The sequence below is a fragment of the Roseateles agri genome (genome assembly GCF_034043675.1).
Lineage (GTDB): Bacteria > Pseudomonadota > Gammaproteobacteria > Burkholderiales > Burkholderiaceae_C > KK5.
In genome coordinates this window covers 159496-178109 of sequence record NZ_JAXCLA010000012.1, presented here as the reverse complement: position 1 = coordinate 178109, position 18614 = coordinate 159496, and the positions used below count along the sequence as shown (strand labels likewise).

The following is an 18614-nucleotide window of genomic DNA, read 5'->3' as shown; positions in this document are numbered from 1 at the left end:
TTCAAGCTCCCCACAGCATCAGGTGTTCGACCATGGGCCCGAGGGCCAGGGCGGGGACGTAGTTCAGGAGGCCGACCAGCAGCACGGTGCCGATCAGCAGCACGATGAACAGCGGGCCGTGCGTGGGCATCGTTCCCGCGCCCTGCACCGTGCGCTTCTTGCGGCCCAGCGAGCCGGCCATCGCCAGCACCGGCACGATCACGCCGAAGCGGCCCAGCCACATCACGAAGGCCAGCAGCGTGTTGTAGAACGGCGTGTTGGCGGACAGGCCGGCGAAGGCGCTGCCGTTGTTGTTGCCGGCGGAGGTCAGCGCGTAGAGGATCTCGGAGAAGCCGTGCGCGCCGGGGTTGGCGATGCCGGCCTTGCCGTCCGCGGCGAGCACCGCGATGGCCGTGCCGACCAGCACCACCAGCGGCGTGACGAGGATGGCGATGGACGTCATCTTCATCTCGTAGGACTCGATCTTCTTGCCCAGGTACTCGGGCGTGCGGCCGATCATCAGGCCGGCGATGAAGACGGCCAGGATCGCGAACACCAGCATGCCGTACAGGCCCGTGCCGACGCCGCCGAACACCACTTCGCCGAGCTGCATCATCACCAGCGGCACCATGCCGCCGATCGGCGTGAGCGAGTCGTGCATCGCGTTCACCGCGCCGCACGAGGCCGCAGTGGTGATGACGGCGAACAGGCTGCTCGCGTCGATGCCGAAGCGGGTCTCCTTGCCTTCCATATTGCCGCCGGCCTGCAGCGCGCTCTGCGCCTGGTCGACACCCAACGCCGTCAGGTGCGGGTTGCCGGCCTGCTCGGCACCGGTGCAGACGATCACGCCGACGATGAACATCGCGCTCATCGCGGCCAGGATCGCCACGCCCTGGCGACGATCACCGACCATGAAGCCGAACACGAAGCACAGCGCAGCCGGGATCACGAAGATCGACTCCATCTGCACGAAGTTGGCGAGCGGCGTCGGGTTCTCGTAGGGGTGGGCCGAGTTGGCGTTGAAGAAGCCGCCACCATTGGTGCCCAGCATCTTGATCGCCTCCTGCGAGGCGACCGGTCCCATGGGGATCTGCTGCACGTCGGTCTTGGCGTCTTCCGTCACCGGCTGGCCCTTGTCGTCCTTCAGCGGCTGGCCGTCGGCACCCATCTTCGGGTTCTGATAGGCGTTGACCTCCAAGGTCGTCGCGTCCTTGTAGGGATCGAAGTTCTGGATCACGCCCTGGCCGACCAGGAAGATCGCGAACACGAAGGACAGCGGCAGCAGCACCCACAGGGTGATGCGGGTCAGGTCCACCCAGAAATTGCCGATCGTGCTCTGCAGCTTGCCCGCGAAACCACGGATCAGCGCGATCACGACGGCGATGCCGGTGGCGGCCGAGACGAAGTTCTGCACCGCCAGCGTCAGCATCTGGGTCAGGTAGCTCATCGTGGACTCGCCACCGTAGCCCTGCCAGTTGGTGTTGGTGACGAAGCTGACGGCGGTGTTGAAGGCCGAGTCCGGCGTGATCGCCGCCATGCCCTGCGGGTTCAGCGGCAGCACCGCCTGCAGGCGTTGAAGCGCGTAGGCCGCAATCAGGCCGACGAAATTGAACAGCAGCAGCGCCACCGCGTAGCGCTTCCAGTGCATGCTCTCGTCGGCCTTGATGCCGGCGAGCTTGTAGAAGCCGCCTTCGACGGCCCGCATCCAGCGCGGCAGCCGGCCTTCGACGACGCGATGCATCCAGCGCGCCAGGGGCCAGGCGGCCAGCAGCAGGACCGTCATGAAGACGACGAGATTGATCCATCCGAGCTTGTCCATGTCAGAACTCCTCGGCGCGGAACATCGCGTAGACCAGGTACGCGAACAAGCCGGCGGCGACCAGGCCGCAGATCCAGTACAGCGCGATCATTTGTTGCCGCCTTCCAGCTTGTGGCTGAAGGCCGCCAGGCCCAGCATCAGGGCGAACAGCAGGATGCTGAGCGCCAGGAAGATCAAATCCATTGCAGTCCTCGTTGAAAGGAAATTTCAATGAAGTCAGCTTAGGTTTGGGGGCCTCAAGGCCGCGTAGAACTTGATGTTGCAGCTATCAAGATTCCATAAAGATCGCCGCCAGCCCCGGGGCTCTTGATGAAATCTTGAGATGCACGGCCGCAATCTTTGCGGGCCGTTGATGCCATCGCTCCTAGAGTCGAAAACGTGACGAACACGACTGAGGGAGCAGGACTCATGCTGCAGGCCGAGCAAGCGGCCACCCAGGCCACCCTGGCGCAAGCCAAGCCGGCCGACCTCGATGCGCTGGTCGCGCTGGAACAGGCCTCGTTCAGCGGGGACCGCATCTCGACACGCAGCTGGCGGCGATTGATCGCCAGCCGTTCGGCGCTGGTGATCGTGGCGCGTGCGCCGGGGCACCCGCTGCTCGGCGCCGCCGTCGTGTTGCGGCGCGCGCGCAGCTCGGTGGCGCGGCTGTACTCGATCGCCGCCGCGCGTTCGGCCCAAGGGCGGGGGATTTCGGACCTGCTGCTGCGCGAGGTGATCCGCCAGTCCCGCAACGGCGGCGCCGCCCTGCTACGGCTGGAGACCCGCGTGGACAACCATGCGGCGCAGCGCCTGTTCGCGCGCCACGGCTTCACGCCGCTCGATTGCCGCCCGGCTTACTACGAGGATGGCGGCGATGCGCTGCGCTTCCAGCGCGCGTTGTGGGACGGCGGCAGCGCATCGCAGGCACTCGCGCTGCGGGCGCCGTTCTATGCGCAGACCCTGGACTTCACCTGCGGCCCCTGCGCGCTGCTGATGGCAATGGCGGCGCTGGACCCAGCGATCGTGCCCGACCGCGCCGCGGAGATCCGCCTGTGGCGCGAGGCCACCACGGTCTTCATGGCCGCCGGCCACGGCGGCTGCGGTCCCTCCGGCCTCGCGCTGGCGGCCGTGCATCGGGGCTTCGACGTCACCGTGCACGCGCCGGACGGCCCGGCGATGTTCATCGAATCGGTGCGCGACCCGCGCAAGAAGGACGTGATCGCGCTCGTGGAGGCGGACTTCCGCGCCGAGCTGGCCACGACCCGGGCCGAGCTGGTATCCACGCCGATGTCTCCGCGGGATCTGGCCGAGCACCTGCGGCGCGGCGGCGTCCCGCTGGTGCTGATCAGCCTGTGGCGGCTGCATGGCGAGAAGGGCCCGCACTGGGTGGTGGTGACCGGCTTCGACGGCCAGGTCTTCCGCATCCTGGACCCGATCGCGCCGGCGCCGTCCGGCGGCGATCCGGGCATCGCCGTCAGCGTCGAGGAATTCAAGCGCATGTCGCGCTACGGCCGGCGCCGGCAGGGTGCGGCCGTCATCATTTCAAGGAAGGACTTCTGACATGGCATCCGATCATGTGATCGTGGTGGAACGATTGGCCGACTTCCGCTGGGCCGATGCGGCCACCCGCGTGGTGACGGCCGAGGCCTTCATCTCCGATTGCAAAACCGAGCTCGAGGGGCGCAAGCGGCAGCGCAAGGTCATCAACCTGTGCCGCAGCTACGACTACCTGAGCCTGGGCTACTACTGCTCGCTGCTGGCCGAGGCGCGCGGCGACCGCGTGACCCCGACCGTGGAGACCATCCTGGACCTGGAACACCGCCGCACCCAGCAGGCCTCCGTGGCGCGGCTGGAGCGCCTGATTCCGGTCCTGGGCACCGTGCCGCGCTCGGTCAACACCTTGAGCTTCCATGTCTTCTTCGGGCACATCGAGGATCCGGAGCTCGCGAACCTCGCGCGCAAGGCCTTCGAACTGTTCCGATGTCCGTTGCTGGAGATCACGCTGGAGCGGCCCGAGGGCCTGGACGGCTGGAAGATTGCCGGCGTCGGGGCGCTGGACCCGCGCGAGGTCGATGCATCGCGCGACGCCCTCTTCATGGGCGCGCTGGAGGAGTTCACGCGCCGGCGCTGGCGGCCCGCGCTGATCCAGTCGGCGCCGCGGATGGACCTGGCCATCCTGCACGATCCGTCCGATCCGCTGCCGCCGTCGAACCTGGCCACCTTGCAGCACATCGCCGAGGTCGCCCAGTCGATGGACATCGCGGTGGAGCTGATCCGCAAGAAGGACTATTCGCGCCTGACGCAGTTCGATGCGCTGTTCATCCGCGAGACCACGGCCGTGGCCCACCACACCTTCAAGTTCGCCAAGAAAGCCGAGGCCGAGGGCATGCCCGTGATCGACGATCCCGCCTCGATCCTGCGCTGCACCAACAAGGCCTTCCTGGCCGAGCTGCTGCGCGAGCACGACATCGCCACGCCGCGCACCCGGCTGGTCAGCAAGCGCACGATGGCGAAGTTCGAGGACACGCTGAGCTACCCGGTGGTGCTGAAGGTGCCGGACGGCTCCTTCAGCCGCGACGTGCGCAAGGCACAGGATTTCCGCCAGTTCCAGGACATCGCCACGGCGATGTTCAAGGAGTCCGAGATCGTGCTGGTGCAGGACTACATGTACACGGCCTTCGACTGGCGCATCGGCATGCTGGCCGGCGAGCCGCTGTTCGCGGCCCGCTACCACATGGTCCGCGACCATTGGCAGATCATCAAGCACGTGGGCGGCGGCGCTTCCACCGAGGGACGCACCGAAGCCGTCGCGCTTCCCGATGTGCCGCCACTGGTGATCGAGACGGCGACGCAGGCCGCTCGCCTGATCGGCGACGGCTTCTACGGCGTGGACCTGAAGCAGACCGAGGCCGGCGTCTTCGTCATCGAGATCAACGACAACCCGAACCTCGACGTCGGCGCGGAGGACAAGGTGCTCGGCGACGAGGTCTACCGCCGGCTGCTGGGCCATCTGCTGGCCAAGTTCGAGAAGCGCGGCGCACCGATCGGCCGCGTCCTCCCTATCGCCATCGGCTCGGCCACGCGGCCCGCGGCCATCCTCGCCGCCTTCAACGGCGCATCTGAAGAAGCAGGAGCACGGACGTGGAATATCTCTACGGACTGATGGCCCTCGGCGCGATCGCCCTGCCGCTCAGCGCGGTGTACGGCCTGATGGAATGGCAGGCGCGGCGGGAAGCGGCCCGGAGGAAGCGCCTCATGCGCAAGCCCTCATGAGGAACGGCTAAGGCACCGTCTGCGGCCCGACGCCGGCACGTCGCGCGCCGCCGATGCGGGCGTTGAGCCAGCGCCGCACGGGCACGTCCCACCAGCGGTTCAGCGCCCAGGCCAGGCCCGCGGTCAGCAGCACGAAGCCGACGAGTTGCGCGGCCAGCGGCAGGTGCGCGCGCTTGGCGGCGAACAGCCACAGGAACATCAGCGGATAGTGGATCGCGTAGACCGGGTAGGACAGCTCGCCGATCCAGCGGGCCGGGCCCTGCAGCACCGCGGGCGGGTCGTAGCTGGCGCCCAGCCAGACGAGCAACGGGGCCACCGCCATCACGATGACCAGGTCGAACAGCACGCCCAGTTCGCCCTGCGCCAGCAGGCAGGCGAGCAGGCCCGCACAGGGCACCAGCGCCAGCCAGCTCGGCCGCGCCGGCCCGCCACTGCGGAGGCTGCGCTGGATCAGCATGCCCAAGGTGAACGAGAAGCCGGTGCGGGCGACGCTGCCGTGGAACCAGGCCCATTTCAGGCCCATCTCCAGCGAGCCGTGCTGCACGGCGGTGACGACCAGCAGCACGCCGAACAGCGCCGTCAGCACGGCCAAGGTGCCAGTGCGCAGCCGGAACAGCAGGCCCGCGTAGGCCAGGCTCACCGCCATCTCGAAGAACAGCGACCAGCTCGGCCCGTTCAGCACGAACAGGTTCTCGCTCAGCGGCGAGGGCAGCATCAGGATCTCGAAGGCGCCGGCCTGAAGCAGCTGCGCGGGCGACCAGCCGTCGCCGCGCTCCAGCGCCGCGTAGCCGAAGCGGCGCAGCGCGCCGAACAGCAGGCCGACGATGAACAGCGGGTACAGCCGCACCAGCCGCAGCGTGGTGAAGCGGCCGAAGCTCATGCCGCTGCGCAGCCGGGAGTCGTAGGTGTGGGCGATCACCAGGCCGCTCAGCAGGAAGAAGAAATCCACCGCCAGATAGCCCTTGGGCGCGATCATTTCCCCGTTGATGAGGAAGTGGAACAGCAGCACGGCGAAGGCGCCGAGGCCGCGCATCGCGTCCAGCGTGCTCAGGCGGGACTTGTCGCTGCTGCTACTGCTGCTGTTCAAGGCGTTTCTCCAGGGTCGGGCGTGGGGGCTCAGCGGGCCGCAGCGCCTGGGCCAGCGCGAGCACGGCCTGCGCGAAGGCCGCGCTCGAGGCACCGGCCTCGTAGGCCCGGCGGTTGCGCGCCGCGGCTTGCACACGGGCGTCGAGCCCGCGCAGCGTGTCGAGCCGTTCGATGCCCGCGGCGATGTCGCCGACCGGGAACAGGTGCTCGGGCGCCAAGTGCGCGCGGATGCCCGGCAGCTCGGTGCCGACGACCGGCAGGCCCAGCGCCATCGCCTCCAGCATCACCAGCGGCACGCCCTCGTAGCGCGAGGGCATCAGCAGCACGTCGGCGGCGGCCAGCGCCTCGCGCGGCGGCTGCCAGCCGGCCAGGGTCACGCAGCGGGCGAGCGCGGGATCGGCCGCCAGCCGCGCCTCGATCGCCGCGCGGTACGGGCCTTCGCCGACCAGGCGGATCGCCAGGCGGTCGCACACCTCGGCCGGCGCGCGCTGCAGGTGGTCCAGCAGCAGGTCCAGGCCTTTCTGCGCCGCGTCGAGCCGGCCCAGCACCAGCACGCGCAGCCGGCCGTCGGCATCGAGCTCGCGCGGCAGCAGCGGCGGCGCGGCCTCGATCTCGCGGGCCACGGTGTTCGGCAAGGTGTGCACCGGCCCGCTCGGATGAGCCCAGGCCTTGAACTGCGCCGCCTGCCCGGCCGTGATGACGACCCAGCCCTGCGGCACGCGGGCGTAGAGCCATCGCACGAACAGGTCCTTCAGCCAGCCGGCGCGATAGCCCATGGCCTCGAAAGTGTCCAGCAGCGGCACGTAGACCAGCACCTGCGCGCCCCACAGCCGAGCCAGCGTCACCAGCAGCGGCTGCGCGCCGAGCGCGCCGGAGGCGAAGATCACCCGCTCCGGCCGCTCCGTCTTCAGCGCGCGGCGCAGGGCCTTCGCATCGCGCCAGAGGCGGCGCAAGCGACCACCAGATTCTTGAGGCATGGTCTCGGTCAGCACCGCCGCCGGCGCGGCGGCCTGCAGCCGGCCGCCCTCGCGCGCGAGCAGCCGCGGCCGCACGCCGGCCTCGCCGCTTTGCAGTTCCTCGATCCAGCGCAGCAGCATCACCTCGTGGCCGCCGAACATCGTGGCGGTGTCGACAAAGAGCCAGGTCCGAGCCTTCGTCGGGCTCATGGCCGCGCTCCCGACAGCGCCGGCCGGCCCAGCAGCCAGGGCAGGCGCCGCGTCAGCAACACGGCGACCGGCAGGCAGCCCAGCATCGCCCAGACGAAGAAGACCAGCGCCCAGCCGTGATGGGCCGTCCAGTCGCCGCCCAGTTGCAGGTACTTCAGCGCGCCGCTGGCGAAGTTGATCAGGAGGCTGTGCAGCGGAAAGATGATCAGCGTGTGCGCGGACAGCCAGCGCAGCACCGGGTGCGGCGGCAGCAGGCGGCTCACCAGCATCACCATCGTGATGCCGAGGAAGGCCGTCAGCAGGTAGAGCCCGAAGGCGCCGCCGAAGTTCGCCTGCGCCAGGTCCACCCGACCCAACTGCAACGCGGCCAGCAGCCAGGCGAGTGCCGCCAGCGGCAGCAGCGCCAGCGCCGCGCCCGAGAGCCGCCCCGTGGCCCAGCGCGTGCCGCGCAGCGCATCGCCGGCGGCGTAGAACACCAGCGCCACCCAGGCGATGTCCAGGCCCCAGGGCAGGCGCATGCGCCAGCCGTCGGCGGCCGTCCACAACGCCGCCACGGCCGCGGCAAGGGCCATCACCGCCAGGGCCGGCAGGCGGCGGCGCAGCGGCAGGTAGAGCGCGATGCAGACGAACAGGCAGGGAAGGAACCACAGCGCCGGGTTGACGAAGAGATCGCTGGAGCGGCCGGTGACCAGGCCCGCCAGCGCATCGGCCACGCTGACGCCCTCGTACTTGGCCGCGCGGTCGCCGAGGTGCCGCGTCGCCAGCCAGTAAGCCAGCGACAGCGCGAAGAAGAACAGGTAGGGCACCAGCAACGCCCGGGCGCGCTTGGCCAGCAGCACGCCGGCCGGCACCTGCGAGGCAGACGGGTGCAGCAGGCCCGACAGGAAAAAGAACAGCGGCATGTGGAAGCTGAAGATCAGGTTCACCGCCTCGCGCGGCAGGCCCGGCGAATGACCCAGCACCACCAGCGAGATGCCGATGGCCTTGGCCGCGTCGATGGCCGGCAGGTGTTCGCGTTCAGCCATGGGCAAGACCCGTTGGCGAGGTCTTCGCAGGCGGCCGGCGCCACAGCAGTAGGCCGAAGGCCAGGAAGTGGCCGAAGGGTGTGTACATGCCGCCCAGCACGATCGCCATGAACACCGCGACCCGGATCACCTTGGGCACCGGCACGCCGACGAAGATGCAGTAGCCGAGGAAGCCGAAGTAGGCACAGGCGCCGACGATGCCATACTCGAACACGACCTTGAACAAGAGCATGTCCGCCAGTGGCAGCGGCGATTTGGCCGCGTACTCGACCAGCGAACCCGCGCCGAAGCCGAAGAAGGCGCGGAACAGGTCGGGCCACAGTAGCTTCTCGAACAGGCTGAAGCCGCCGACGAAGCGCATCGACGCGCTGGAACCGGCACTGCCGAACTCGGTCGAGCGGCCGACGATATTGGTGACCATCGGCACCTCGGCCCACAGCCCGATGCCCAGCACGAGCGCGCCGAACAGCAGCGCACCCAGCAGCAGCGCCCAGCGCTGGCGCGCCACGCCCTCGAACAGCAGGCAGGCAGCCAGCAGCATGATGCCGGTGCCGGAGTAGGACACCAGGATCGCCGCCGCGAACGCGGCCATCCAGGCAAGTCGCCGCTTCGTTGCCAGCTCGGCGATCAGGGCCACGGCCATCAGCTGGCTGAACACCGAGGGCTCGATCATGAACACGCCGTTGGCCCGCAACTCGTCCGAGCCGTAGTGCAGCACCGCCTGCGAGTTGTACTTGGACATCGTCAGCTGGGCCGGTACGAGGTTCTCGATCGGGAAGGCCAGCGCCGGGCCCAGCGCGAACTGCAGCACGTACTGCGCAATGCCCAGCAGGCCGATGACCAGCGCCGTCTGCAGGAAGAAGGGCAGCACGTCGTCCTGCGGCCGCTCGGCCCGGCTCAGCTGCACCGCATAGGGCAGGTAGATGACGACCAGCAGCGCCAGCGAGCCGGGCGAGAAGCCGTCCGCCGCCAGCACCTGCAGGGTCAGCAGCGTGGCCAGCATCAGGGCAAAGGCCAACGCGCGGCGCAGCTGCAGCTGCATCGCGCCGGCCGCGAAGCCGACCAGCGCGGCACCGAACACCAGCGGAATCGCGATGGCCAGGCCCATCGCGCCGAAGGGCGGCACCGAGAACTTGGACAGGTAGGTCGCCGCCACCAGCGGGAACAGCGCCAGCCAGCGCAACCAGCGGCGCTGCGCCAGCACCTGCCGCAACGCAGCGCGCCGCGGCGGCATCCACGGCGCCGATGTCAGCGGCGGGGCGGCGAGCCTCACCTCAGCCTGCCTGCAGCTTGCTGGGCGCGGGCAGGCCGGTGGCTGCTGCGTCCTCGTACAGCGCGCGGGTCGAGCGGCCGATGGCCACCCAGGCGTCCGAGGCGCGTGCGGCGGCGCCGGCCGGGCGTTCGCGCAGGCCGTGGGCCAGGGCGCCCGCCAGGGCCAGTGCATCGCCGCCGGGCAGCAGGGCGCCCTGCACGCCGTCGTCGATGTCCTCGGCGAAGATGCCGACGCGGCTGGCGATCAGCCACTTGCCGAGCGACTTGACGAGGAAGTACACGCCGCTGGCGTCGATCTGCCGGTAGGGGAACAGGAAGCAGTCGGCGGCAGCGAACAGCGCGGCCATCTCCTCCTCGCTCTGGCGCTGCAGGCGCAACTCGAACTGCGCGGCGATGCCCAGTTCGTCGATGCGCGCCAGCAGCGGCGCCATGTCCATGCGCGGCCGGCCGGCGACGATCACGCGCAGGCCCGCACGCTGGTCCGGCGGCAGCAGGCCGACGGCCTCGATCAGCACGTCCAGCCCCTTGTAGGGCTTGATCTCGCCGAACAGCAGGCAGGTCCAGCGGGGGTCAGGTGTTGTCGTCTCCGGCAGCGGCACGGCGAGTTGCAGCGCGCCGTGCGGGATCACGGCGATCTTGCGGGCCTCGATGCCACGCTCCACCAGCGCCCGCCGGCCGCCCTGCGTGTGCACGATCACGCGGCTGGCCAGCCGTGTCGGGCCGTCGTGGCCCAGGCGCTGCAGCCAGCTCATCTTCTGGCCGTTGTAGGCCACCGTGTCGTGCACGGTCAGCACCACCGGGCAGAACAGGCGCTGGATCAGCGCCATCGCCGGCAGGTCCAAGAGTGGCACGACGACCCACTGGAAGTGCACGACATCGGGCTGCAGCCGCCGCACGCGCCGCAGCAGGCCCAGCAGGCCGGCGGCATGGGCGAGGCCCTTGGCGACGGGCTTCAGCGCGCGCGGGATCCAGCGCGCCTCGTCGACGCGGCGGTAGAAGAACGGGTCGGTGTAGGCCAGCGGCAGTTCCTGCCGGTCGCCGGCGCGGGTTGGGCGCGTGGCCCAGACGGGCTCGACATCGGCGGCCAGCAGGCCTTCGGTGAGCGCCGCGTCGTAAGGCGCGGTGAACAGCGAAGGGTCCACCAGCAGCACGCGCAGGTGCGATTTGTGAGGCATGGGCTAGGGCTGGTTGAAACTTTGCACGGGAAGCCAGCGCGTCTCGCGGATCAGCGTCAGGCCGGACAGGAAGCCCGCGGCCCAGGCGAGATGCATGGTCGCGGCGGCCGCGCCGGCCAGCAGGCCGCAGGCCGAGCGCTGGCGCAGGGCGATCTGCAACGATCCCAGCGCCAACACGGCCAGGTAAGCGAGCGGCCAGGCGGCCAGCAGCGGCAGCCAGGGGCTCAGCGCGGTGCACAGCACCAGCAGGACCAGGTTGACGGGCAGGGCCAGTTGGCGCGCGCGCATCGAGCCGGGATGCCGGCGCACCGTGCGCGAACGGCCGCGGCCATAGGCGAAGTACTGGCGCGCGAGGCCGGCCGGCGTGGCGCGCGGCGCGTAGTCGAGACGGATGTCGGCATCGAGCCAAATGCGGCTGCCGAGTCCGCGCTGGCGGCAGTCCAGCTCGGCGTCCTCGTTGTGCGTGAAGCTCTCGTCGTAGCCGCCGGCGCGGCGGAACGAGGCCATGCGGAAGGCCGCGTGATGGCCGTGGTCGACGAAGCCGCTGCGGCGGCCGCCGCGGTGCGCCGAACCGCCGGTGCCCAGCGCCGTGTTCGACACCCAGGCGACGGCGCGCTGGAAGCAGGTCTCACCCTGCGAATCCATCGGCACGACGACCGCATCGGCACCACTGCGCTCCAGCGTCGCCAGCAGGCTGCGCACGAAGCCGGCCGGATAGCCGGCGTGCGCGTCGCAGCGCACCAGCACCTCGGCCTCGGAGCCGAAGCGCTGCACGGCGAGGTTGACCGCCGCGCTCTGGATGCGGCGCGGGTTGTGCAGCAGCGAGAGGCGGGGCTCCTGCTGCGCCAGCTTCTGCACGAGTTCCGGCGTGCCGTCGCTGCTGCCGCCATCGGCGACGACGATGCGCAGCTCGGGCGGCGCGTCGTCGAGCAGGCGCGCGATCACGCCCTCGATGCCGCGCGCCTCGTTGAGCGTCGGGATCACGAGCAGCACGCGTTGTTCAATGTTCATTGACGACCATCCCCGCGAACTGCACCGCGCCGCGCGTGATCTCGGACACCAGGCCGTGGACCGACTTCATGCGGCTGACGCTGCGCCGCGCCACCACCATCGCCAGGCCGCACTTGGCGGCCAGCACGCGCGAGTCGGCGCCGTAGATGCTGGCCGGGGTGTCGACGATCACGTGGTCGAACTTGGCAAGCAGCTCGTGCACCAGCAGGCCGAAGGCGGGCCGCTGCAGCAGCTCCAGCGGGTTCGGCGGCACCGCGCCGACGGGCATCACGTAGAGGCTCGGCAGGTCAGGCACAGGCCGCACGACGTTGGCCTCGGCGCGGCCCGAGAGCACGCTGGACAGGCCCGTCTCGTGCGGGATGTCGAAGAGCTGGTGCTGGCGCGGCGTGCGCATGTCGGCATCGATCAGCAAGGTCTTGGCGCCGAGTTGGCTGAACACGATCGCCAGGTTGGCGGCGAAGAAGGTCTTGCCGTCGCCGGTGTCGGGGCTCAGCAGCGCCAGCGCGCGCTTGGGCTGGTCGGCCGCCATCGCGCCCATCATCAGCTGGCTGCGGATGCCGCGGAAGGCCTCGGTCTGTGGGTTGAACGGATCGATCGCGGCGACCAGCTCGGGGTTGAAGCGCGCGCCGTCGCCGGAGGCATAGGGATAGTGGAACTGCTTGGACAGCGCCCACATCACGTCTTCGCGCGTGGCCAGCGCCAGCGCCACCGCGGCCTCGCCGAAGCGCACGCCGTGCTTGCGCTGGTAGGCCAACACCTGCTCGATCTGCGCATTGCTGAGCTGGCGCAGCTCGCCGATGAAATCGCCGATGCTGCGGTCGACCACGCGGGGCTCCTGCGCCGCGGGCGGCGGGTTGGAGACGGCCTTCAGTTCGACGGGAGATCGCATATTCATCGCTGTTCAGGAACCGATCAGTTGAGTGCGACCGAGCACGCGATCCAGCGCACCGCGCCAGGCCGCCGTGCGGTGGCCGATGCGGGCCTTGTCGCCGTCGGGCATCACGCCCAGCAGCGGGTAGCGCAGGCCGTCGGTGACGTCCTCGTCCAGGCGCAGACGCCAGTCACGGCGCTCGCGCACGATGGCCGTCAGCAGGCCCAGCACCAAGCCGATCAGCAGGCCGACGGCGATGTTGAGGTTGGTGCGCGGCGAGGACGGGAACGGCGGCGGCGTGGCCGTGCGGATGATGGAGACGTTGGTCTGCGTCGCCTGGCTCTCCAGCGCGCTCTGGCTCTTGCGGCTGAAGCCGGCGTCGAAGGCCTTCTGGGCGTTCTCGACGTCGCGCTGCAGCACCAGCGCATCGTCGCGCAGCAACTTGATGCGCGAGACCTTGGCGCGCTGATCGTCCAGCGACTGGCGCAGCTCGGCCAGGCGCGACTGGTTGACCGAGTTGTTGACGTTCAGGCTGCCGGCGATGCGCGAGCGCTCGGCGTTCAGGCGCTTGCGCAGTTCGTCGATATTGGCCTTCAGCTCGGCCACCTGCGGGTAGGCGTCGCCATAGCGGGCGCTCAGTTCCTGCAGCTTGGCCTCCTGCGTGGCGAGCTGCGAGCTGAGCGTCATCACCATCTGGTTGGTGACGACTTCCTGCATCTGGTCGCCGCGCGTGCGGGCCTGGCTGTCGCGGCTGCGCGAATCGTCCACCTGGCCCTGCAGCGCCACCATCTGCGTGGACAGCTCGGCCAGGCGGTTGTTCTCGACGTCGAGCCGCTCGTCGGTGGCGATGATGCCGCTGCGCTTCTGGAAGTCCGACAGCTTGGCCTGCGCGGCCTCCAGGGCCTCGCGCAGGTTCTTGGTGCTCTCGTCGAACAGCTGGCTGAACTGCTTGGCCGGCTCGGTGCGCAGCTCCAGCGTCGTCTCGATATAGCCCTTGACGACGGCGTTGGCGATCGTTGCGGCCAGCTCGGGATCGCGCGCGGTGTACGAGACCTGCACGACGTTAGAGTCCTTGCCCGGCCGCACATCAAGGTTGCGCCCGATGCCCGCGGCCAGCCAGGCCGCGAAGTCGCCGCGGCCGCCGGTCGCGGCTTCCCACTGCCCACGCAACGCGGGGTCGCGAGTCGAACCCATCGCGTCGACCGCCTTGCGCAGCACACGCTCGCTCTGCAGCACCTCGACCTGCGTGCCCATGTAGCTGGACACCGTCATGCCCGGCAGCACGACGCCGGCGATCGGGTCGGGCGACTTGACGTCCAGCACGACGGAGGACGTGGCCGTGTACTTGTTCGGCAGCACCAGGGTCGCGCCGGCGACGAGCAAGGTCACGACCAGCAGCACGGCCAGCGCGGAACGCCAGCGCGCCCGCAGCACCAGGAGCAGTTGTGCAAAGCTCATGCGCAGCTCCGAAGCAACAAGCGAGCCATCCGCTCAGGTATCGCGCTATTCAAGCGCATAGGCCGCGAGCAGCTTGGTGCCGAACTGCGATTCGCCGAAGCGCGCCTTGGCTGCAGCCTGCGCCGCGCGGCCGAGCCGCTGGCGCAGCGCCGCGTCGTCGATCAGCGCGGCGATGCGCTCGATCATCTGGCGCTCGGTCGTGCAGAGGAAGCCGCTTTCGCCCTCGCTGATCAGCTCGCGGTGCGGCCCGCAATCGAACACGACGCAAGGCAGGCCCGCGGCCATCGCCTCGGCCAGGAACAGCGGGAAGCCGCGTGCCGCGACAGGCGCGAGGTAGACCCAGCCCGGCGCCAGCCGCGCGGCGCATTCGGCGTCGCCGTCGACATCGAACACGCTGACGCCGGCGGCGTTCAAGCGCACGCGCGAGACCTCGTCGACGTCGCCGATCCAGTTGAAGCTGATGCGCAGGTCGGTGCCGCTGAGCAGCACGGCCAGCTGCGCCAGCAGCTCGGCGCTGCGCGGGCTCTGCGAGCGGCCGCCAGTGACGATCAGCGGATGGCGGGCCTCCTTGCGCACCAGCTCGAAGAACAGCTCGGCGACCGGGCTTTCGACCAGCTCGGACGAGGGCCAGTCCTCGAACTGGCGGCTCTCCTGCGGCTGGTTGACGATGGCCGAACCGCGCGCCGAGCCGACGACCGTGCGCAGCAACCGGCCCAGCCCGCCGAGCGAGCTGCCCAGTGAGATCGAGCCGTGCGGCGAGAAAAACACCGGCGCATTCCGCGCGCCCGGCACCGCGCGCACCGCCTGCGAGCCAACCAGCGCCGGCATCAATCCATGGAAGTGCACCGCATGCAGCGGCCCGCGCGCGAACTGCGTGCAGCAGGCCTGATGCAGCGCCGTCCACTGCTTGAACGGGTTGCGCTCGCTGGGCACCAGCGCCAGCTCGGCCGACTCGTGCAGCCGGGCGAGATGGTGCCGGTAGCGCGACTGGTCGATCATCACGACCGCCTGCTCGCGCCCGCTGCGCGCCACCGCCTGGGCCGCGGGGCCGAGGAAGCTGAACACCTCGTCGGTGAGGTTGCCCACCACGTGGACGACCTTGCCGGGGACTTCTATTTCAAGTGCGCGGCGCATGTCAGCGCGCGCCTTCGCGGAGCAACACCACTCGTACGGTCTTCAGCAGGATGCCGACATCGCCGGCCATCGAGCGTTGCTCCACATAGCGGCGATCGAGCGCCACGCGCTCTTCGTAGCTGGTGTTGTTGCGGCCGCTGACCTGCCAGAGGCCCGTGATGCCAGGACGCACGCTGAGGTAGTGCCAACGCGTGCGGCCGTAGCGCGGCAGCTCGCCGACGGTGATCGGCCGCGGGCCGACGAGGCTCATCTCGCCGCGCAGCACGTTGAACAGCTGCGGCAGCTCGTCGAGGCTGGTCTTGCGCAGGAAGTGGCCCACCGGCGTGATGCGCGGGTCGTTCGTCAGCTTCTGGTCGCGCTCCCATTCGGCACGCGCGGCGGGGTCGTCGCGCAGCAGGTCGGCGAGCGCGCGGTCGGCGTCCAGCAGCATCGAGCGGAACTTGAGGCAGCGGAACAGCCGGCCGTCAAGGCCGACGCGGTAGTGGCCGAAGAAGATCGGCGCGCCATCGCGTCGCCAGATCAGCCAGGCGACGACCAGCATCAGCGGGCTCAGCAGTGTTAAAAGAATCAGCGCAGCGGCCTGGTTGAGCCGCAGTTCGACTGCATCGCGCAGCCTCTGAAGCCCGGCGTCAGCGACAGCGTGGACGTCTTGGGCTTGCGCCACAAAATTGGCAGCGTTCATGGACCATCTCCCGTACATCTGGTTTGGTGGACAGACGGGGGTCTCTTTGCAAACAGCGCGCCACGTTCCGTGAAAAAGTAACGCCCCAAGCCAGCGCATGCCGCCCCAGTGATGCGTGCGACGCACCAATCGGCGAGTGTTCGGCGCCAGGTCGGATCAGCAGGAACCTTCGATGTGCACGGGCGTCTTCGCTGCAGTGCACAAATTCGTTTTGATGCACTGCACAAATGCATCGTGACGGCGGCGATGCCTCCGGCTTGTTACTTAAAATTAAGGAGCCATCCCCGAAATCGCCTAACGACGAGTTTCAGCGGTGCATTTCATGCCTCGACGAACACATCCACACTGTGCAAGATCAGCTTGGGTCGAGGCGCTTCGGTAAGAATGACGGCAAGGCTTGCGCCGCCCTCTCCTGGTTTCATCGCTGGTTTCATCGCTCTCGTGCCCGAGATTTCATCCCCTGCCCCCACCCCTCTCTCGCTTCCGCATGCGCGGCATCTGGCCCGCATTCCGAGTGACGTCACGGCCGAGCAATGGCAGCGCATCCGCCAGTCGGCCTATCAATTACCGCAGGTGATTTCGCCCGCCGACCTGGAGGGCATCGATGACGGCGAGGAACGACTGGACCGGCTCGGGCTGGTGATGATCCAGAAGGCGGTGTCCGGCGCACGGCCGAGCCGCTGGATCGCGCCGGCGCTGATCGAATCGGCGCTGCAGCACATTGATGCCGTCGGCACGGCCCCCACCGTGCGGGCGCTGATGCAGCAGCGCACGGCCCAGCTCGAAGCACTGGGCCTGGTGCGCGAGGGCACGACCTGGGCGCGGCTGTGCAAGCAGGTGCTGAAGCTGGCCGAGCCTGCCGGCGCGCAGCTGACGGTGGCCTACCGGGTGGCGCTCGATGAGGCAGCCCCCGTCTGGCGCTTCTACCGCGAGGGCGACATGCACGCGCTGAAGGCCGCGATCGGCCAGCGGCCCGCCTATGAACATGCGCAGGAGCTGCTCGCGCATCTGCAGGCACTCGTCGCGCGCAGCATGGCCGGCGACTCGGCGCAGGTCGACACGCTGCTGCCGCGCCTGCAGGCCGAGTGCGCGATCCCGCAGGATCTGGCCGCGCTGAAGAACGCCTGCACGCGTGCGCAGGACCGCTGGGAGAGCCATGTGGCCGAGCTCAATGCGCTGGCCGCCTTGAACCAGGACCTGGCCTTCCGCGGCTACCCGGACAGCTTCGAGACCGCACGGCGGATGCAACGCACGGTGACCCTGTTCGTCGGCCCGCCCAACAGCGGCAAGACGCACGCGGCTTTCGAGCAGCTCGCGCAGGCGCACCGCGGCGCCTATCTCGCGCCGCTGCGGCTGCTGGCGCTGGAAGGGCGCGACCGCCTGGTCGCGCGCGGCGTGCCCTGCTCGCTGCTGACCGGCGAGGAGAACGTGCCGCTGCCCGATGCGCGCATCGTGTCCAGCACGATCGAGATGGTGGACACGGCTCGGCCGGTCGACGTGGCGGTGATCGATGAGGCGCAGATGCTGTTCGACACCTATCGCGGCTGGGCCTGGACGCAGGCGATCACGGCGGTGCCGGCGAACGAGCTGATCATCATCTGCTCGGCCTACGCGGTGCCGGCGATCGAGCAGCTGCTGGGCCTGTGCGGCGAGTCCTGCACGGTGCGCGAGTTCGAACGCAAGCAGGAGGTGCAGCTGCTGCCGGGCCCGGTGCCGATCGCCTCACTGCTGCGCGGCGACGCGGTGGTGGCCTTCAGCCGCCGCGAGGTCCTGATGCTGCGCGACCAGATCGCGCAGAGCGGCCATCCGGTCTCGGTGATCTACGGCGCGCTGCCGCCGGAGGTGCGGCGGCGCGAGGCCGAGCGCTTCGCGCAGGGCGCCTCGCACATCCTCGTCGCCACCGATGCGATCGGCATGGGCCTGAACCTGCCGATCCGCCGCGTGCTGTTCAGCACGATGACGAAATTCGACGGCCAGTCCGACCGCGAGCTGTCGGTGTCGGAGACGCACCAGATCGCCGGCCGCGCGGGCCGCTACGGCATCCACGACGAAGGCTTCGCCGGCGTGCTGCGCGAAGCCGAGCCGACGGCCGCGCGCGGCCTGAAGGAAGCGATGGCGAAGACGCCCCGGGCGCCGCGCGACTTCAAGGCCGCGGTGGCGCCGAACTGGTGGCATGTGGAGACGATCGCGCAGCGCCTGGACCTGAACCGGCTGCGCGCGGTGCTGGACGTGTTCGTGGCGCAGCTGCGACTGGACGACGCGCATTTCGCCGTGGCCGAGCTGGAGCAGATGCTGGAGCTGGCCGAGGCGCTGGACCGCAACGCCGGCCGGCTGCCGCTGAAGGCGCGCTTCATCTATGCGCAGGCGCCGGTGGACACGCGCACGCCCGCGCAGCTGATGGAGTACCTGGAGTGGGCGGACGGCCATGCGCGCAACGGCCGCGCCGGCGAGCCCTGGTTCCTGGCCGACGTGGACGAGCACAGCCGCCTGGAGCGGATGGAGCAGGCGCTGCGCTCCTGCACCTTGTGGCTGTGGCTGGACCTGCGCTTCCCGGGGATCTACGGCCGGGTGGACGAGGTGGTTGACTTGCGCGGCCGGCTCAACGACGGCATCGAGCGCCACCTGAAGGCGAAGAAGCCGCTGTGGCAGGCGCTCGGCGGGCGCCAGGCCCGCCGCTAGCTAGC

16 protein-coding genes are annotated in these 18614 nt (G+C 69.6%); 4 read left to right on the top strand and 12 right to left on the bottom strand.

Going from position 1 to position 18614, the window contains the following annotated elements:
• Position 1: 1 nt before the first annotated feature.
• On the bottom strand, positions 2 to 1798 hold the full coding sequence (gene kdpA / locus SNE35_RS30760) for a potassium-transporting ATPase subunit KdpA (RefSeq protein ID WP_320426891.1): 1797 nt from the start codon (positions 1796 to 1798) through the stop codon (positions 2 to 4).
• A gap of 1 nt (position 1799) precedes the next feature.
• On the bottom strand, positions 1800 to 1889 hold the full coding sequence (gene kdpF / locus SNE35_RS30755) for a K(+)-transporting ATPase subunit F (RefSeq protein WP_320426890.1): 90 nt from the start codon (positions 1887 to 1889) through the stop codon (positions 1800 to 1802).
• 287 nt (positions 1890 to 2176) lie between these two features.
• On the opposite strand from kdpF, the gene SNE35_RS30750 reads away from it, so the two are divergent.
• The 3 genes from SNE35_RS30750 to SNE35_RS30740 are packed head-to-tail and all read left to right on the top strand — an operon-like array spanning position 2177 to position 5050.
• Complete coding sequence (locus tag SNE35_RS30750) at positions 2177 to 3337, top strand: GNAT family N-acetyltransferase/peptidase C39 family protein (protein ID WP_320426889.1); 1161 nt, start codon at positions 2177 to 2179, stop codon at positions 3335 to 3337.
• Between the two features lies 1 nt (position 3338).
• Complete coding sequence (locus SNE35_RS30745; RefSeq protein ID WP_320426888.1) at positions 3339 to 4940, top strand: RimK family ATP-grasp domain-containing protein; 1602 nt, start codon at positions 3339 to 3341, stop codon at positions 4938 to 4940.
• The gene (locus SNE35_RS30740; RefSeq protein ID WP_320426887.1) at positions 4919 to 5050 is read left to right on the top strand and encodes a hypothetical protein; all 132 of its coding nucleotides are present in this window, start codon (positions 4919 to 4921) and stop codon (positions 5048 to 5050) included. The genes SNE35_RS30745 and SNE35_RS30740 overlap by 22 nt, the downstream gene beginning before the upstream one ends.
• Positions 5051 to 5057: 7 nt before the next feature.
• Here SNE35_RS30740 and SNE35_RS30735 read toward each other — a convergent pair whose 3' ends face one another.
• From SNE35_RS30735 to SNE35_RS30690, 10 genes are read right to left on the bottom strand one after another with little or no spacing between them, the layout of a single operon-like run.
• Positions 5058 to 6137, bottom strand: coding sequence for an acyltransferase family protein (locus tag SNE35_RS30735; RefSeq protein ID WP_320426886.1), 1080 nt, complete (start codon positions 6135 to 6137; stop codon positions 5058 to 5060).
• Positions 6121 to 7302 (bottom strand): glycosyltransferase, encoded by a 1182-nt coding sequence (locus SNE35_RS30730; RefSeq protein ID WP_320426885.1) that lies wholly within the window; start codon positions 7300 to 7302, stop codon positions 6121 to 6123. The genes SNE35_RS30735 and SNE35_RS30730 overlap by 17 nt, the downstream gene beginning before the upstream one ends.
• Entirely contained in the window at positions 7299 to 8327 is a 1029-nt protein-coding gene (locus tag SNE35_RS30725; RefSeq protein WP_320426884.1) for an acyltransferase family protein, read from the bottom strand. The genes SNE35_RS30730 and SNE35_RS30725 overlap by 4 nt, the downstream gene beginning before the upstream one ends.
• Complete coding sequence (locus tag SNE35_RS30720; RefSeq protein ID WP_320426883.1) at positions 8320 to 9600, bottom strand: hypothetical protein; 1281 nt, start codon at positions 9598 to 9600, stop codon at positions 8320 to 8322. The genes SNE35_RS30725 and SNE35_RS30720 overlap by 8 nt, the downstream gene beginning before the upstream one ends.
• Position 9601: 1 nt before the next feature.
• Positions 9602 to 10774, bottom strand: a complete 1173-nt coding sequence (locus SNE35_RS30715; protein ID WP_320426882.1) for a glycosyltransferase — start codon at positions 10772 to 10774, stop codon at positions 9602 to 9604.
• 3 nt (positions 10775 to 10777) lie between these two features.
• On the bottom strand, positions 10778 to 11785 hold the full coding sequence (locus SNE35_RS30710; RefSeq protein ID WP_320426881.1) for a glycosyltransferase family 2 protein: 1008 nt from the start codon (positions 11783 to 11785) through the stop codon (positions 10778 to 10780).
• Positions 11775 to 12674, bottom strand: coding sequence for a polysaccharide biosynthesis tyrosine autokinase (locus SNE35_RS30705; protein WP_320426880.1), 900 nt, complete (start codon positions 12672 to 12674; stop codon positions 11775 to 11777). The genes SNE35_RS30710 and SNE35_RS30705 overlap by 11 nt, the downstream gene beginning before the upstream one ends.
• A 12-nt stretch (positions 12675 to 12686) precedes the next feature.
• Positions 12687 to 14114, bottom strand: a complete 1428-nt coding sequence (gene epsF, locus SNE35_RS30700) for a chain length determinant protein EpsF (protein ID WP_320426879.1) — start codon at positions 14112 to 14114, stop codon at positions 12687 to 12689.
• Positions 14115 to 14159: 45 nt separating this feature from the next.
• Complete coding sequence (locus SNE35_RS30695; RefSeq protein ID WP_320426878.1) at positions 14160 to 15248, bottom strand: glycosyltransferase; 1089 nt, start codon at positions 15246 to 15248, stop codon at positions 14160 to 14162.
• A 1-nt stretch (position 15249) separates the two neighbouring features.
• The gene (locus tag SNE35_RS30690; RefSeq protein WP_431312809.1) at positions 15250 to 15930 is read right to left on the bottom strand and encodes a sugar transferase; all 681 of its coding nucleotides are present in this window, start codon (positions 15928 to 15930) and stop codon (positions 15250 to 15252) included.
• A gap of 573 nt (positions 15931 to 16503) precedes the next feature.
• Here SNE35_RS30690 and SNE35_RS30685 point away from each other — a divergent pair.
• The gene (locus SNE35_RS30685; protein WP_320426877.1) at positions 16504 to 18609 is read left to right on the top strand and encodes a helicase-related protein; all 2106 of its coding nucleotides are present in this window, start codon (positions 16504 to 16506) and stop codon (positions 18607 to 18609) included.
• Positions 18610 to 18614 lie beyond the last annotated feature (5 nt).